Genomic DNA, 15,140 nt, shown 5'->3' on the forward strand with positions numbered 1-15,140 from the left:
GCAGATTTTGCGGGGGCTTTCCTTCTTTATAGTGTGTTCAATCTCAATGGCTTCGGGTGCTAGGTTAGTATGATGCTTGCGGTTTCATTCCCAACTTCACTAGCATATCCTCCGTCATTGCAGCCAAATCATAGCAGGCTTTGAATCCCCATTCCGAGATAGCTGCTGATGGATCAATGGAATCGGGCCAGCTGTCTGCAATCGCCTGACGTACTGGATCGATGTCATAATCGATTTTGAATGAAGGGATGTGTTTCTGAATCGCCGCCGCAATTTGAGATGGTTCGAAACTCATCGCTGTCACATTGAAGGCATTTCGGTGAATCAATTTTGCAGGATCTGCCTCCATCACATCGACAATCGCCTGCAAAGCATCCGGCATATACATCATATCCATATACGTGTCTTCTGCAATATATGAGGTATATTTCCCCTTCTGAATCGCTTTGTAATAAATATCAACTGCGTAGTCCGTTGTGCCGCCACCTGGTTTAGCTACATAGGAAATCAACCCAGGAAATCGCACGCCACGTGTATCGAGTCCAAATTTATGAAAATAATAATCGCATAGCAATTCCCCTGCAACTTTACTGACACCATACATCGTCGTTGGACGTTGCAAGGTTTCTTGCGGCGTCGCTTTTTTGGGTGTCGAGGGACCAAATGCGCCGATAGAGCTTGGCGTAAAAAATTGCATACCCAATTCATGCGACACTTCTAATCCATTCGTCAAGCCACCCATATTGAGATTCCAAGCAAGCAATGGCTCCTTTTCCGCCTTAGCAGACAACAATGCCGCCATATGCATCAGTGTATCCGCGCCAAAATCTTTCGCAAGTGTATGCATCTTCCTACCATCAGTTACATCAAGTACCTCAAACGGACCGTCCGTCATTGCGCCTATACTTCGAATATCCGTCGCCAATACATTATCCACACCATATTCTGAACGAAGCTTTTCAATCAATTCCGAGCCAATTTGTCCAAGTGCCCCTGTGACCATGATTTTCTTCATTGTTCATCGCTCCTCTTCGCCAAAATGTGTTTACAGAGAGAACACTATTGTTTTATATAGTATATAGTATGCTGATTTAATCATCTAAACCCATTATAAAATGTTCTCCTAGAAAAAACAATTTTATTTACTCTATTTTCAGATATATAAAAAAGCCCGCTCATTTGCGGACTTTTTGTTGTTTATAGCAGTATATGTTGATTTCGGATAGTTACTCTTTTTCATTAGACCGATACTTACGCTTTTCTTGGTGTCCAGGCTCCAGTGCCTAGGAGCTCGGGTCATTTCGGTCTTGCCGATAAAGGCAAAAAGTGCCTTTATCTTCAAGCCCACCAACGCCTGTCGCTCCTGAACAAGCACTTACGCTTTTCTGTATTAACAACGCAATGTTTTCTTTTTCTTCGGCTCGCCACGTGCCAAGACTTTGTCGATATAATCTGTTGCAAGCGGCACTTTACATGCGGTATTGCCCATGTTAACTTGTACTTTTCCAATCGTTGCAGCCACAGTTTTTGCGACGTCGCGTAGTTCTAGTATATACGATCCGACACAAATAACGAATTGGTTCATCACGTAACGAACTCGATTCGGTGCTTGGTGGATTGTCTGTTCGACCGTCTGCAACAGTGCGCGAATTTCATCGAAATCAAATTCTTCTGCTCCTGCATACATCACATAATTGGCATACGTGCTCCAACCTGCAACCGCCGTCATCTCACGGTCAGACGCTATCCATTCTCGTGCCAGTTTTAGCGCATATGGGCTCTCACCAGCTACCCAGCCAATCGTGTATTCCGCGACAGCGTGCCACTTCGCGGCCTCCACCCATCGTCTCAACTCTTCCTCAGATAGCAATTTCGGATTGACCGCAAGCCCGGCAAGATACATCGCATCATAATTGCCCGTGTCATAGAGACGTAGCGCCAATTCCTGATCCTTCTTAATATGCTTCAAAATTTTCTTCAAATCGCCGACCCGTACACCAAAAAGCGGTTCCGTCGCGCCGTGATTCAAAAACGTTTTCTTCGTTTGTTCATTGCCATAGGCCTCAAGTTCTGCCATTACCTCTTCAAATGTCATCTATATGACCACCTTTTCCAACGACAAAACCTAGAAGGCTTATACGCCATCCAGGTTTTGTCGTTTCTTATGAAATCACACCAAGCTCTTTTCCAACTTTTTCATAAATCATAAGAGCTTCATCTAGCATTTCTTTCGTATGCGCTGCAGTTGGCATGTTACGAACGCGCCCTTTCCCTTTCGCAACCGTTGGGAAAGTAATCGATTTGGCATAGACACCTTCTTCTGCTAGCCGTTGTGAAAATTGCTGTGTCAGCTTTTCTTCACCGATGATACACGGCGTAATTGGCGTTTCAGAAGCACCAATGTCAAAGCCTAGCTTCGCAAGTCCCGCTTTCAAATAGTTACCATTTTCCCACAGCTGATCATGTAGCTCTGTCGAGGCTGTGATTTTGTCAAGCGCTCCCATGATTGCCGCTATATCCCCCGCGGGCAATGCCGTGGAGAATAAAAATGGACGCGAACGCACCTTTAGCCAATCAATCAAATCCTTCGAGCCTGCCACATAGCCCCCGACAATGCCAATCGCTTTCGACAGTGTCCCAATTTGAAAATCAATGTCCTTCTCAAGACCAAACTGTTTCACTGTCCCTTTGCCCTGGCCCGTCACACCCGAACCATGCGCATCATCCACATAAGTAATCAAATCAAATTCCTTAGCAATCTTCACGACTTCAGGCAAATTCGCAATATTGCCGTCCATCGAAAATACGCCATCCGTAATGTACATCACTTTTTCATACAAGCCAGATTCCGTTGCTTCCTTCGCTTTCGCACGCAAGTCATCCATATCTTGATGATTCACACGAATGATTTTCGCACCCGATAGACGACAACCGTCGATAATCGATGCATGATTCAATTCGTCTGAAAGAATGGCATCTTTTTTCGTCATAACCGCAGAAATCGCCGCCATATTGCAGTTAAAACCGGACTGATAAGCAATCGCTGCTTCCGTCCCTTTAAAGATGGCCAGCTTTTCTTCCAGTGCCACATGAATATCGAGCGTCCCATTAATGGTACGCACCGCACCTGCACCGACGCCATATTTATTCGTTGCTGCAATTGCTAACTGCTTCAAATCTGAATCTGTCGCAAGCCCGAGATAATTATTAGAAGACAAATTAATCAAACTTTCACCTTTAATCGTAATGATAGGGCCATTTGGACCTTCAACCGGATCGATTTCATTGTATAACCCTTGCTCACGAAGCTCCGCTAAATTTTCCTGTAGAAACGTATCGAGTACTTTGGACAAAGCAATCTTCCTTTCAAACAGATGATGCTTTTATTTTAGCACACGATCAGCCTTATCGCAGAATGAACTACATCCGTTAAGGTAGCTCCAATAGTACTTGCGACTTCTTATCAAAAACCGATTGCTGAATCGCCCCATCCATTGCGATTTTCACACTATTTTCAGCCTGTGCATACGTCTGCATATAGCCCGTTGCATCAAGCATTTTTTCTGCATACACGTCGCGAATGCGCTCGATTTCCTTCTCCGCCTCCGCATCCTTCACACACATCTGCACAAGGTCGAGCACTTCATCCCCCGGCAATTCCGGATCATAGACATGCGGCTGCGTGGCATCCAATATACAGAGCGATAGCTCCGGAAACTGTACAAGATCCACACCTGCTGGATCTAAACCACACCATCCATATAGCACATCAAAACCACGCTTCTCCGCCTCAGCTCCAAGCGCCTTCATCAGCGTCGATTTTCCTGTACCCGGCAATCCTTTAATAAGAATCCGTCGTTCCAAGCCCTTCGTAATCGAGGGGATAAAATCTTGCGCCCCCCGAGATGTCAACGAACCGATGAGGCGATGTGAAATAGCCGTCTGCTTATTCAACCTTATCGTGCCAAACAGTTCCTCCTTCAAGGATTGAATCAGATTTTCATGTTGCTCCCACATCATGCGTCGAATGTTTACCGCTTCCCAATCATCATGAATGCGTTTCGCATCAGCAAGTGCTTGCAACGCCTTGCCAAGTGCCACTTCTGCTTCCGCTAACTTGTCTACAATCAAAGCGTTCTGCCCGCGTAATTTCACTTCATCGTAGATATCATAAAAGCTAATCACACGATGCCTACCACCAATATCTGCTGGCTCTAGCGCAACCGGATGTGATGCTTGAATGAAAAAAAGATTGGCCCCCTTCACAAAAACTGCATCCGTCTTCTCCGGCTGAATGGGGTCCATAAACCGATCCACATCATAGCCCCGTCTAACAAAGAGCGTAGCTGTTTCATTCAATACATCGGAAATTGCATTTGTCGGCGGACACTTCAAAAAGTACGTTGTCGTAGCCGTCGCAATCAGTTTGTCGTACTTGTGAGAGATGCCCCGACCTGTATAGGCTGTCCCCATATATTGGGTTATCGTTCCATTCATCCTGACCATCCTTTCTATCCATACGACTAGCCTATGCTCGGCGCACAAAAAAAAGCACGGCTAACGAGCCCGTGCTTACAATAAATTACGCCTCGGCGTAATTGCGTCCAGATTTTGAATCGAGCTTGTGCCCACAGGACGTGGGTACGCAGTCGTCGCGACAGGACGTCGCGCACTTAGACTGCCTTCATTAACTCCTTTCAAAATCTGTGACATCCGCCGGAGGCTTTATCTGATTTCAGATAAAACTTTTTCATCCTGTTCCCCAATAACCTTCAACAATATACTGCGACATTGTGGCAAAGTATAATGAACGATTTGCCCCAAAAATAGAGCGATCAATACAGTCCCCACTCCGATCGGTCCGCCAAATAACCAACCTATTACCGCAATGAGCACTTCAAGCGTTGTACGGATTTTTTTAATACTAGCCCCTGTTTTTTCAACAAGCAACAGCATCAATCCATCACGTGGACCCGCGCCGATATTAGGTGAAATATAAATTCCCGCACCGTACCCCATCACAACAATGCCCGCTATGAAAATAAGCATTTGTGTACCTAGCGCAGTAAAATCAGGCAGCAACAAGTTGAATAAGTCGATAAAAATCCCAAGGAGCAACATATTCAACCATGTCCCGATTTTCGGCCATTCCCGCAACACCAAGGCGGTCAAGATGATTATGATAAGTCCTGTAATAATACTCCAAGTCCCAATTGACAGTCCAAAATTTTGATGCAAGCCAACATGCAAGACGTCCCAAGGTCCAACGCCAAGCTTCTGCCCTTTGATGGTCATCGAAATGCCTAGTGACAACACTAACAGCCCGATAAAATAAAATACCCATCTCCATAGTAAAACCTTTCGCATATACTTCCTTCTCTCTACAACCAAAACACCCATGTCTTACATGAATACGATACACCCAAGCTTTCTATTGTATCACGTAAATATCTCCTAAACACCCAATCAGCCTTTTACAAGATCATAAAAAGCTGCACCGGCTACACGTGCCAAATCGTCAGGTGCGAGTTTCATCTGTAAACCTGGCTTGCCCGCGCTGACAATGATTTGCTCAAGCAATTCCGCCGTCTGATCCATAAACGTTGGATAACGCTTTTTCATCCCAACCGCTGAACATCCCCCACGAACATAACCAGTTTCTTTCGTTAAGTCTTTCAATGGTAACATCTCTAGCTTTTTCACCCCGGCTGCCCTTGCTGCTTTTTTCAAATCCAATTCTTGCGCAACTGGCACTAAGAAAACGATGAGCACTCGCGGTCCTGCAATCGTCACTAATGTTTTAAACACTGCATCGACAGCTTGCCCCGTCTTTTCTGCGACAGAAACCCCATCTAATAAGCCGTCATTTACATCATATGTCATCAGTTCATAACTGACCCCTTCACCATCCAGTATCCGGACCGCGTTGGTCTTCGCGTTTCGACTCTGTTTCGCCATTCCATTTCCCCCTCTTACTAACAGCTGAATGAAGATAAACTGAACTAAAGCATTCCACTAACAACGCTCAGCGCTTGCGGATGCCTCCCACCATAAGCCAGGCAGAAAATCACTGCCAGTCTTATGGTGGGAGGCATCCGCTTGTAAGGCGCATTCGCTGGATAGTAACTGAAAATCATAAGTTTAGCCTATACACTTAAAATCTAAACACCAAAAAGGTCACCTACTAACAGGCGACCTTTTCATCGTATTATGCAACCTTAGAAAAATTCGGTTCATCCATTTTAAAGCCATTCAGCCTTGCATCGACTTGAAATGAGTACGTCGAAATCGCCCGCTCATAGCGCTTTTGCATAAGAAGCGCTTGGCGATCAGCGGCTGACGGTAGATCCATCGATGCAACTTGTGCCGCCTCAGCCTGTTCTCGCGCAACCGCAATCTCAGCTTCAGATTGTGCAAGCTTACGCAAAGCAATTTGCGTTTCCGTCTGCATGATCTTCGCTGATGCTGTCGCTGCTAGCTGATAATCTGCTGTCGTCGGTTCCGGCACAGAAATGGCTTCCGTACGCACACCCCGCCAAAGATCGATTGTTTCTTCAAGCGTCTTACCAATCGGTAACGCGACTTGCTTCATTTGCCCTGCGCCCAGCTCTCGCAATTCCTGACCTTTCGCCTGAACAACTTCTGGTTCGTCTTTGCCTGTCAATAAAGCTTCCAGTTTCTCTAGCATTTTCTGGTTTTGCCCATTATATTGGACATTGCGATTATAAGCACTTTCGGCATTTCTACGCCGAATGGTATCGTAGCGTTGCAACTGATCATTTGCGGTAGCATATGTCAAAACTGCATTCATGCGCCTTCACCTCCAAATTGTTATTTTCACGAGATACTAGTTACACCATTATACCCGAATCACCATTCCCTACAAATCCAACCAAAGCGCTAAAATCTTATTTTTCAAATAGTTTCTTTAGCGCATCTGCCATCGCTGTATTCTCTGGTTCTTCTTGCCTATTCATATATTTCTGCACATCTCTTTTATCAGCCTTCTTGCCACCCGAATTTGCGCGACGTTTTTCAAATGCTGATAGTTTTTCACGATGCCCACATTTACAAACAAAAATCCGACCATCGCCTTCACCGCGTAGTTCCAATTTCTTTTTACATACCGGACATCTTGCATTAGTTAGTGTCGAAACATTTTTACGATGGCCACACTCTCGATCCTGACAGACGAGCATCTTGCCACGCTTACCGTTCACTTCCAATAATAACTTGCCGCAATCTGGACAAGTTTTCCCCGTGACATTGTCATGCTTGAACTTTTTGTCATCTGTTTTAATTTCCGTAACCGTACGCTTCGAGAATGCAATCATATCTTTCATAAACGCTGCTTTTTTCATTTTCCCATTGGCGATTTTCGTTAGTCCTTGTTCCCACTCCGCCGTTAGTGCCGGCGACTTCAAGTCCTCTGGAACGAGTTCAAGTAACTGGCGCCCTTTCGATGTCGTGTAAATATCGTTGCCCTTTTTCTCCATAACGAAGGAGTTGAATAATCGTTCGATAACATCCGCACGTGTCGCAACCGTTCCAAGTCCACCCGTTTCACCAATTGTTTTAATCAAATCCTTAGACTCGCCTTGCATGAACTGTGCAGGATTTTCCATTGCCGCCAATAGCGTTCCTTCATTAAAACGTGCAGGTGGCTTCGTTTTCCCATCCGTCATCACAATGGCACGAATGCTTACTTCATCTCCTTTTTTAAATGCAGGAAGCATATCCGTATCCACTTCGTCCTCATCTGTTGAATAAACCTTTTTCCAACCTTCATCCGTAATCGTACGGCCTTTCGCCTTAAACATTTCTCCACCTACCGCAAGCTCCGCTGTCACTTGATCGTAACGGAACGAACCGAAGAATACCGCAAGGAAGCGCTTAACGATTAAATCATATAAACGTTGCTCTTTATCAGAAAGGTTTTGTAAAATCGGCGTTTCCTCTGTCGGAATAATCGCATGGTGATCGGATACACGCTTGTCATCAATCACGCCTTTTTGCGGTTTAATCGTCCCGGAACGAAGAAGTGTGTTCACCGATTTACGGTACGGCCCAAGATCCACCGCTTTAATACGCTCTTTCAGTGTATTGGCCATATCCGACGTCAAATGCTTCGAATCGGTACGTGGATAAGTAACCGCTTTGTGACGTTCATACAAGTTTTGCAATGTGGATAATGTTTCTTTTGCAGACCATGACCAACGACGATGTGCTTCTTTTTGCAGCTCCGTCAAATCAAATAAATGCGGTGCTGGCTGCGACTTCGGTGTCGTTTTGACGTCTGTGATTTTGCCAGCTTGAATTTTATCTAATTTCCCCATCAGTTGCTCAATCACTTCTTTATCGAAGACTTGAGTTTGCCCTGCCTTGTCATGCCAAGTAAATTTCGCTGTTTCCGTCAAAGCTTGTATGCCGTAAAACGACTTCGGCTTGAAATCACGAATCTGCTTTTCACGTTCTGCGATCATTGCCAGTGTTGGCGTTTGCACACGACCTGTGGATAATTGCGCATTGTATTTTACCGTCAACGCACGTGTCGCATTAATACCCACGACCCAGTCCGCTTCTGCACGTGCAACCGCCGCTTCGTACAAGTTGTCATAAGCACGGCCATCTTTCAAATTGTTAAAGCCGTCTTTTATCGCCTTATCTGTCACAGATGAAATCCATAACCGTTTGATCGGTTTACGAACTTTCGCCTGTTCCAAAATCCAGCGCGCTACTAGCTCTCCTTCACGCCCTGCATCCGTTGCGATAATGACGTCCTTCACATCATTACGCTTCAGTTGTGCTTTCACCGCATTGAATTGCTTGGACGTTTGACGAATCGGTACGAGCTTAAATGGCTCTGGAATAATCGGCAAATGTTCGAGCTTCCACTCTTTAAATTCATTGCCATAGCCCTCTGGATCAGCATGCGTCACCAAATGACCAAGTGCCCATGTAACGATATAATTCGTTCCTTCAAGAAAACCATTACCTTTTTTATTGCAACCGAGCACCCGCGCAATATCGCGTGCCACGGACGGCTTTTCAGCTAATACAAGTGATTTGGACATAAAAAAATCCCCTTTCTTCATACATCGATTATAAAGGAGATTGGTGTTTGGTGCATGTCGGGCGAATGGACTTGATGTGAAACGACAAAAACCCCGACCAATCTGCTTGGTTAGGGGAAGCTTTATCAAATCGTCCGCGGACACGTATGTAAAACCCATACTCATTCATGAGTATAAGCTTCACTTACGTTATTGTTAACAAAACAATGGTTGCACAGATTTTTCTTGAGGGGTATTCTGCATACTTTACCATTATTTTTCTCACAAAGATTGTATTTCTGTTGCGCAACATCTATACTATAGCATGTACAGAGTACAATGAAAATTACAAAATAACACTGTATAATAGGTCTTTCTACTTCATTCAACATCACAAAAAGACCTGAACCTTTGCCATACGACAAAGGTTTTATGCAAATCAATCAGTTACACTCATTTCTTCCACACTTGACGCGCGCATTATAACAACGAAGAAGGTCGATTCCTTTGCATATTGGAAAAAGATTGAGAGAAATACGAACGATTCGCGGAATGACGCAAGCAAAAGTAAGCAAAGACATCATTTCCGCCCCTCATTACAGCAATATCGAAGCGGGTATTTTCACCCCGTCACAAGATACATTAACGTTACTTGCCAAACGCTTAGCTGTTCCAGCCACATACTTCACACATAGCTACGCGGAAGATAAATTCATGGCCGAATTATTGCAGCAATATGAGGGTATTTTAGAAAAAGAAGATGTAGCTCTAGCAAACGCTTTTCTTAAAGAACATGAAAAAAGCTTCGACTATATTCAATCATTACATCAGGAGTTATGTTTTAAGTTATTGCGCTGTCTGGCACTTTTTAAAGAAAAAGAATTTATAGCTTTCCAGCAGCTATATGAGGAGAAGATTCTCTCCTATGTAGACTTTGACATCTTGCATACTTTAAACATTCGCCTCCAAGAAAAATATGATTATATTACCGGTCTATATCACTATATAATTGGTAATCACAATGATAGTATAGAACTTTTTTCAAAAGTATTAAAAATCAGTGAAGACCCTTTGCTTCATGCAAGGCTCACGTTCAATATTGCATTAGCTCACTATCGCCTTTTTCACTATACTGAGGCATTGCATTATAGCAAAAAGGCTAGGGACTGTTATTTGCATTTGCATAACTGGGATAAGACAGCTGAATGCTATAATTTGATGGCTGTACTTTATAAAGATACTAATCGTTTAAGTACTGCAGAGTTATATATTCATAAAGGGATACAGATTTTGAATGATAAGACCATAAGAATATATACAATGCTTTTACATAATCTTGCGCTCGTTTATCAAGAACAAGAGCAACATAAAAAGGCATTAGAAACTATTGAGAACTGTATCGCTATAAAAAAAGAATACCATTCAGGTACTCTCTTTAGTAGCTATCGGGAGAAATTGAATATCTTATTAAGTCTGAAAGATGAGACTGAAATTACACGTACCCTTGAATATGCTCGTCTCGTTTGCAAGTCTTCATTAGAAGAATGTCATTTGCGAGTCATTGAAGGCAAACAGCACTTTCAGCACCAGCGATATGATGCATACGAAAAATGTCTCCTACAGAGTATCGACTATTATCTCAAACACGAACAGTGGGAATATCTAAAGTGTTTACCAGAAGAGTTAGCTACTTATTACGCCAAGAAAAAACATTATAAAAAAGCTTATGAACTAAATTTAACGGGTTTACTCGCATTTAAAAAAATATATAGGGAGTTGTAATACACATGAAAAGCTTTTTAGTTACACTTATGCTGGGGGCAACTATCTCAACCATTAATCCCAATAGTGAAGTCGGCGACCCACATAGCGTCTTTAATCCTAATAGTGAAGTTGGCGACCCACATAGCGTCATTAATCCTAATAGTGAAGTTGGCGACCCGCATAGCGTCATTAATCCTAATAGTGAAGTTGGCGACCCGCATAGCGTCAAAGACGAAGCTTAAAAACCCAAAACACCCTCACACCAACAATTCATCTGGTGTGAGGGCATTTTTAATTTTCATCCAAAGCGTCTTTAGACAAATCTTGACTCATTTCCGCATACTTTACGAAGACCCTTGCGAGCTCGCGTAGGCGATTGTGTACGTCGTCGTCGATAATCGTGTTATCTTTATCGAAATGACTCATATGTGTATAGACATAGTTCGGTGTCACGAGACAGCGGAAGTAGTCCAAAATGGGTTTCAGCTGGTTTTCGATGACTAGGTGATGCTGGTATGTACCGCCATTTGCAACGATCGATACCGGTTTGTAACGCATCGTGTGCGGGTGTAACATATCAAATGCGTTTTTCAACACACCTGGGATGGACCCTTGGAAGATGGGCGACGCTATAATATAACCGTCTGCCTCTTCAAATTTTTTGACAAGCTGCTGCATATCATCATTGTATTCACCTAACGGGCGACCATCAACAATCTGATGTGTGTAATCTGCGAAATTCAACAATTCCAGTTCAAATCCGCAACCGGTTTCTTCGATATATTGCTGCACTACTTCAAGAACCACGCCTGTTTTGCTGCCGATAATGGTCCCGTCCACAAACAAAACTTTCAATGCAAATCCCCCTCGTCCCTCATAATCTAATCCATCGTACCAAAAAAAATGGTTGCCGGCTCGAAACCTGGCTCGGACAACCATTTTTTCTTATTTTATTCAAATTTGAGATGTCTTCAAACCTACCGCTAGGCCTCCGAATGCCTATGCGCATCACTCTTCTATCTAAATCATTTTGCCGACAGAGGGGCTTCACCTGGAATCATCGGTTTTGCCTGCTGTTCATACTCTATGTTTTTTTCACATACGGTGTAAAGAGAGTTTATCTATACGGTACATGAAAGGGTGATTCCAATAGACGGACAAGAAAAGAAAACAATTGCGATTCATGTTTCTCGGTCGGACGGAAAAGGGACATACCCCGCACGTCGAGCGGCTATGATTGCCAATACGCTGAAAGAAGAGGCCAATATTGTATTTTTATGCGGAGATGATTCACCTACTGCGCCCGACGGATTCAACACCCAAGCAATCGGTAGCGGCAGTTCGTCACTGTCCAAAGCTCTGTTAACACTCAAACCCGACTTGTTGTTACGTGATAGTGGCTCTACTTCGCAGGAGGAGGTCGAAAAAATTCGTCAACTCGTCCCCTCTATTGTTCATTTCGATGATTTTGGCGACGGCGGAAAAGGGGCCGATTTGGTATTTCAAACATTGTATGCCGAGTCCAATGACAAAGTGCCAGATCACTATGTCGTTGGACCAGAAAGTTTTTTCGCAGATGAGGAAGTTGCTTCCCTCAAACAAATTGGGTTACGTCGGGATCGGCTCTCCCCCCTTCCCCATCTCGTTATTTCTTTCGGAGATGACGATGCCGGGAACCTAACGTACCGTGCGTTGCGACATGTCATGCAACTGCAAATACCGCTGAAAGTGACGGTCCTCGTGGGCGAACGCTATCGTCACGATACAGGTACACTCCGTATGATGGCGCTTGGCAGACGCAATACAACCGTATTGGAACATCCGCATAATCTTGCGGAACTCTATGCATCCGCAGACGTTATTTTATGTGCATCCGGCTATATGCCATACGAGGTGGCTGTGATGGGCATTCCTTGCGTCGTACTTGCACAAAACGATTTTGAGCTCGGGCTCGCCTTTCCAAAAGAACATCACGGCTTCATCCATCTCGGACTCGGTCGGAAAATAAAACAGTCGAGTCTACTCAATGCTGTTATGGAACCCCTATTGCACGAGCCTCTGCGCAAAAAAGCCATTGCTAGACAAACTGCCCTCGGGCTTGGCGACGGAAAAGATGCGGTATGTGAAGCCATTCGATACTGTTTGGAATACCCGAAACGCAAACTAGGTAAACAGGCAGGAAAAGAACCATCTGATGTGCTACACTAAGGGAAAATGCGAGGTGTTTCCCCTATGAATAAACGTCAAGTAGAGTCAGCAATCGCTGAACTGAAAATGGATTATGTCAATTTGCAAGGTGATATTGAGAAACTAGAATCGACAGGCAATGCCAGCTTCGTCAAAAAGGCCGAACTGCGCCTAGCGACGATGGAAGAAAAACTAGCAGAACTCAATCAACAATTGGCAACATTTGAATGATTGAAAAGGCTATCCCAATGAGTGGGATAGCCTTTTTTATTACTAGATTCGAGCACGAGGTACCCACCTAGCCAACATAAATATTCAGGGTATTTTTCTCAATTAAATCTCATATTTACCCCCTTTTCTCAAATAAAACGGCGTTATGGAAGTGTGTATACATTTACGATAGTTTACTTTTATTTGGAAACCCCATAAAGTTGAGCTAACAGGAAAACAAGTACAATAGGGGTGTTGAATACGTATGGTGACGGCATTAGTATGGGAGAAACCAGCCGAGTATAAGATTGAACCAGTAGATCAGGATGGTTTATGGAAAAAGGTCATCAGGGAATTGTTTGAAGATTTTTTGCTGTTTTTCTCACCAGAGTTGCATGCACAAGTCGACTTTTCAATCGAGACGGAATTTTTACAGCAGGAACTTTTTCAAGAAATTATCAAGGACAAAACAGGACGACGATCAACCGATCAATTAGTGAAAGTACACCTCAAAGGTGGCGAGGAAAAGTGGATTTTAGTCCACATAGAAGTTCAAAGTGATAATGGGAAAGACTTCGCCAAGCGCATGTTTCAGTACTTTTACCGCATTTATGATCAATATGATAAAGAACTTGTTGCGTTAGCCTTGATGACATCACCATATCGCAGTAAGTTCCCAACCGAATTCCGCTACAATTATTTTGGCACGGAGCTTCATTATGCGTATACTACTAGTAAGCTAGTGGATTATAATTATGCAGAATTAGAGCAGTCAGACAAGCTATTTAGTAAAGTCATCCTCGCTGCGAAATATATGCATGACACGAAGAATGATATGGACAAACGTTATGTGTTTAAGATGAAATTGATGCGGGAAATGATTAGAAATAAACCATATCCTGGGGCAGAAATTCAAGCGATTTTCTATTTTATTGATTATTTATTACGACTACCAGAAGATTTATCTCGAAAGTTAAATAACACACTTATTCCGATTATACAAAAGGAGGTTAATGACGTGGTACAATTTGATAATGGGGAATGGTCTCCAACGATGGAAGCGGTTTTCGCAAGGATAAAGGAAGATTGGGTTGAAGAAGGAAAAGCTAAGGGATTAGAACAAGGGATTGAGCAGGGCGTAACAAAAGTCGTACTAGAGATGCTGAAAAAAGAATTGCCAGTTGACGTAATTGCGGAAGTAACACATTTGAAACAAGAAAAGATTGAACAACTGAGAGAAACACTTCAATAACAGATCCATTTGTAAAAAGTTGTAAAAAGAGCTGTTCTTCCAGTTGGATACCTACCAGCTAAAAGAACAACCCTTTTTATTATAATCACTATCTTGTACGTAGTGATCTCCATTTCACCTTAGGCGATAACATACTCACGCACTGCATTGTCGTCCATCATTAGTTCCTTCAAATATTTTTTCGCACGGAACAAGCGAGACTTTACAGTTCCTATCGATACTTTCATAACTTCCGAGATTTCAATAAGCGAATATTGATGTACATAGAAATACTCAATCGTTTTTCGGTAGATGCCGTCTAATTCGCTAATTTTTTGTTGTACAAGCGATTGAATATCATTTTGCTCTAGCAATTCCGCTGGCGTTAAATTATCACTTGGTACGAGATCGAGAATCGGTACATCGAGCGTATCCGGTTGATTCATCACATGCTTGCTTCTTCTAACGTCTTTGCGGTAACGATCGCGGAATGTATTCATACAAATCGTTGTTAACCATGCTTTCATATGGTCAACGCTGTCCATGCGTCCACTGTAGCGTACAACTTTCAACCACACATCTTGCATAAGATCCTCTGCTTCTTCTTTGTTGCGTGTCAATTTAAGACATAGATGATATATGTAACGGTCATACTCTTCGTATAACCCATTTAGATTCATTTTCATATGTAACGC

Annotated in this window: 15 protein-coding genes; 5 read left to right on the forward strand and 10 right to left on the reverse strand. The window is 43.3% G+C overall.

Features of this window, described 5'->3' with window-relative positions; translation table 11 throughout:
* Positions 1–64 precede the first annotated feature (64 nt).
* The 8 genes from MKY34_RS00505 to MKY34_RS00540 form a co-directional block, all read right to left on the reverse strand.
* Complete coding sequence (locus MKY34_RS00505; protein ID WP_342513304.1) at positions 65–1,015, reverse strand: L-threonine 3-dehydrogenase; 951 nt, start codon at positions 1,013–1,015, stop codon at positions 65–67.
* Positions 1,016–1,390: 375 nt separating this feature from the next.
* Positions 1,391–2,095 (reverse strand): DNA alkylation repair protein, encoded by a 705-nt coding sequence (locus tag MKY34_RS00510; RefSeq protein WP_342513305.1) that lies wholly within the window; start codon positions 2,093–2,095, stop codon positions 1,391–1,393.
* Between the two features lie 67 nt (positions 2,096–2,162).
* Positions 2,163–3,353 carry a glycine C-acetyltransferase gene (locus tag MKY34_RS00515; RefSeq protein ID WP_342513306.1) on the reverse strand — a complete coding sequence of 397 codons (1,191 nt, stop codon included), beginning with the start codon at positions 3,351–3,353 and terminating at the stop codon, positions 2,163–2,165.
* Between the two features lie 76 nt (positions 3,354–3,429).
* Positions 3,430–4,497 carry a hypothetical protein gene (locus MKY34_RS00520; RefSeq protein WP_342513307.1) on the reverse strand — a complete coding sequence of 356 codons (1,068 nt, stop codon included), beginning with the start codon at positions 4,495–4,497 and terminating at the stop codon, positions 3,430–3,432.
* A gap of 228 nt (positions 4,498–4,725) precedes the next feature.
* Positions 4,726–5,367, reverse strand: coding sequence for a YitT family protein (locus tag MKY34_RS00525; RefSeq protein WP_342513308.1), 642 nt, complete (start codon positions 5,365–5,367; stop codon positions 4,726–4,728).
* A 99-nt stretch (positions 5,368–5,466) separates the two neighbouring features.
* The gene (gene ybaK, locus MKY34_RS00530) at positions 5,467–5,958 is read right to left on the reverse strand and encodes a Cys-tRNA(Pro) deacylase (protein WP_342513309.1); all 492 of its coding nucleotides are present in this window, start codon (positions 5,956–5,958) and stop codon (positions 5,467–5,469) included.
* Positions 5,959–6,208: 250 nt separating this feature from the next.
* On the reverse strand, positions 6,209–6,811 hold the full coding sequence (locus MKY34_RS00535; protein ID WP_342513310.1) for a hypothetical protein: 603 nt from the start codon (positions 6,809–6,811) through the stop codon (positions 6,209–6,211).
* Positions 6,812–6,908: 97 nt separating this feature from the next.
* A complete protein-coding gene (locus MKY34_RS00540; RefSeq protein ID WP_342513311.1) occupies positions 6,909–9,074 on the reverse strand; it encodes a DNA topoisomerase III in 2,166 nt (721 codons plus the stop codon).
* Positions 9,075–9,560: 486 nt separating this feature from the next.
* Between MKY34_RS00540 and MKY34_RS00545 the strand changes: the two genes are divergently transcribed.
* Together MKY34_RS00545 and MKY34_RS00550 are read left to right on the forward strand one after the other, a co-directional pair.
* Positions 9,561–10,835 (forward strand): helix-turn-helix transcriptional regulator, encoded by a 1,275-nt coding sequence (locus MKY34_RS00545; RefSeq protein ID WP_342513312.1) that lies wholly within the window; start codon positions 9,561–9,563, stop codon positions 10,833–10,835.
* A gap of 5 nt (positions 10,836–10,840) precedes the next feature.
* Entirely contained in the window at positions 10,841–11,059 is a 219-nt protein-coding gene (locus MKY34_RS00550; RefSeq protein ID WP_342513313.1) for a hypothetical protein, read from the forward strand.
* 49 nt (positions 11,060–11,108) lie between these two features.
* Here MKY34_RS00550 and MKY34_RS00555 read toward each other — a convergent pair whose 3' ends face one another.
* Entirely contained in the window at positions 11,109–11,672 is a 564-nt protein-coding gene (locus MKY34_RS00555) for an NAD(P)H-dependent oxidoreductase (protein WP_342513314.1), read from the reverse strand.
* Between the two features lie 285 nt (positions 11,673–11,957).
* Here MKY34_RS00555 and MKY34_RS00560 point away from each other — a divergent pair, with 285 nt between their 5' ends.
* From MKY34_RS00560 to MKY34_RS00570, 3 genes are all read left to right on the forward strand, one after another.
* The gene (locus MKY34_RS00560; protein ID WP_342513315.1) at positions 11,958–13,025 is read left to right on the forward strand and encodes a hypothetical protein; all 1,068 of its coding nucleotides are present in this window, start codon (positions 11,958–11,960) and stop codon (positions 13,023–13,025) included.
* A gap of 24 nt (positions 13,026–13,049) precedes the next feature.
* Positions 13,050–13,235 (forward strand): SE1832 family protein, encoded by a 186-nt coding sequence (locus tag MKY34_RS00565; protein WP_342513316.1) that lies wholly within the window; start codon positions 13,050–13,052, stop codon positions 13,233–13,235.
* Between the two features lie 244 nt (positions 13,236–13,479).
* Positions 13,480–14,466: an Rpn family recombination-promoting nuclease/putative transposase gene (locus tag MKY34_RS00570; protein ID WP_342513317.1), complete on the forward strand. Its 987-nt coding sequence runs from the start codon at positions 13,480–13,482 to the stop codon at positions 14,464–14,466.
* Between the two features lie 119 nt (positions 14,467–14,585).
* Here MKY34_RS00570 and MKY34_RS00575 read toward each other — a convergent pair whose 3' ends face one another.
* On the reverse strand, positions 14,586–15,131 hold the full coding sequence (locus MKY34_RS00575; RefSeq protein ID WP_342513318.1) for an RNA polymerase sigma factor: 546 nt from the start codon (positions 15,129–15,131) through the stop codon (positions 14,586–14,588).
* Positions 15,132–15,140 lie beyond the last annotated feature (9 nt).

Origin of the sequence: Sporosarcina sp. FSL K6-1522 (assembly GCF_038622445.1) — a bacterium.
Taxonomy (GTDB): Bacteria; Bacillota; Bacilli; order Bacillales_A; family Planococcaceae; genus Sporosarcina.

Coding starts and splice junctions, on each gene's coding strand:
- MKY34_RS00540 (WP_342513311.1), bottom strand. CDS start 9,074: ATGTCCAAATCACTTGTATTAGCTGAAAAGCCGTCCGTGGCACGCGAT.
- MKY34_RS00565 (WP_342513316.1), top strand. CDS start 13,050: ATGAATAAACGTCAAGTAGAGTCAGCAATCGCTGAACTGAAAATGGAT.
- MKY34_RS00535 (WP_342513310.1), bottom strand. CDS start 6,811: ATGAATGCAGTTTTGACATATGCTACCGCAAATGATCAGTTGCAACGC.
- MKY34_RS00510 (WP_342513305.1), bottom strand. CDS start 2,095: ATGACATTTGAAGAGGTAATGGCAGAACTTGAGGCCTATGGCAATGAA.
- MKY34_RS00575 (WP_342513318.1), bottom strand. CDS start 15,131: ATGAAAATGAATCTAAATGGGTTATACGAAGAGTATGACCGTTACATA.
- MKY34_RS00570 (WP_342513317.1), top strand. CDS start 13,480: ATGGTGACGGCATTAGTATGGGAGAAACCAGCCGAGTATAAGATTGAA.
- MKY34_RS00520 (WP_342513307.1), bottom strand. CDS start 4,497: ATGAATGGAACGATAACCCAATATATGGGGACAGCCTATACAGGTCGG.
- ybaK (WP_342513309.1), bottom strand. CDS start 5,958: ATGGCGAAACAGAGTCGAAACGCGAAGACCAACGCGGTCCGGATACTG.
- MKY34_RS00525 (WP_342513308.1), bottom strand. CDS start 5,367: ATGCGAAAGGTTTTACTATGGAGATGGGTATTTTATTTTATCGGGCTG.
- MKY34_RS00550 (WP_342513313.1), top strand. CDS start 10,841: ATGAAAAGCTTTTTAGTTACACTTATGCTGGGGGCAACTATCTCAACC.
- MKY34_RS00505 (WP_342513304.1), bottom strand. CDS start 1,015: ATGAAGAAAATCATGGTCACAGGGGCACTTGGACAAATTGGCTCGGAA.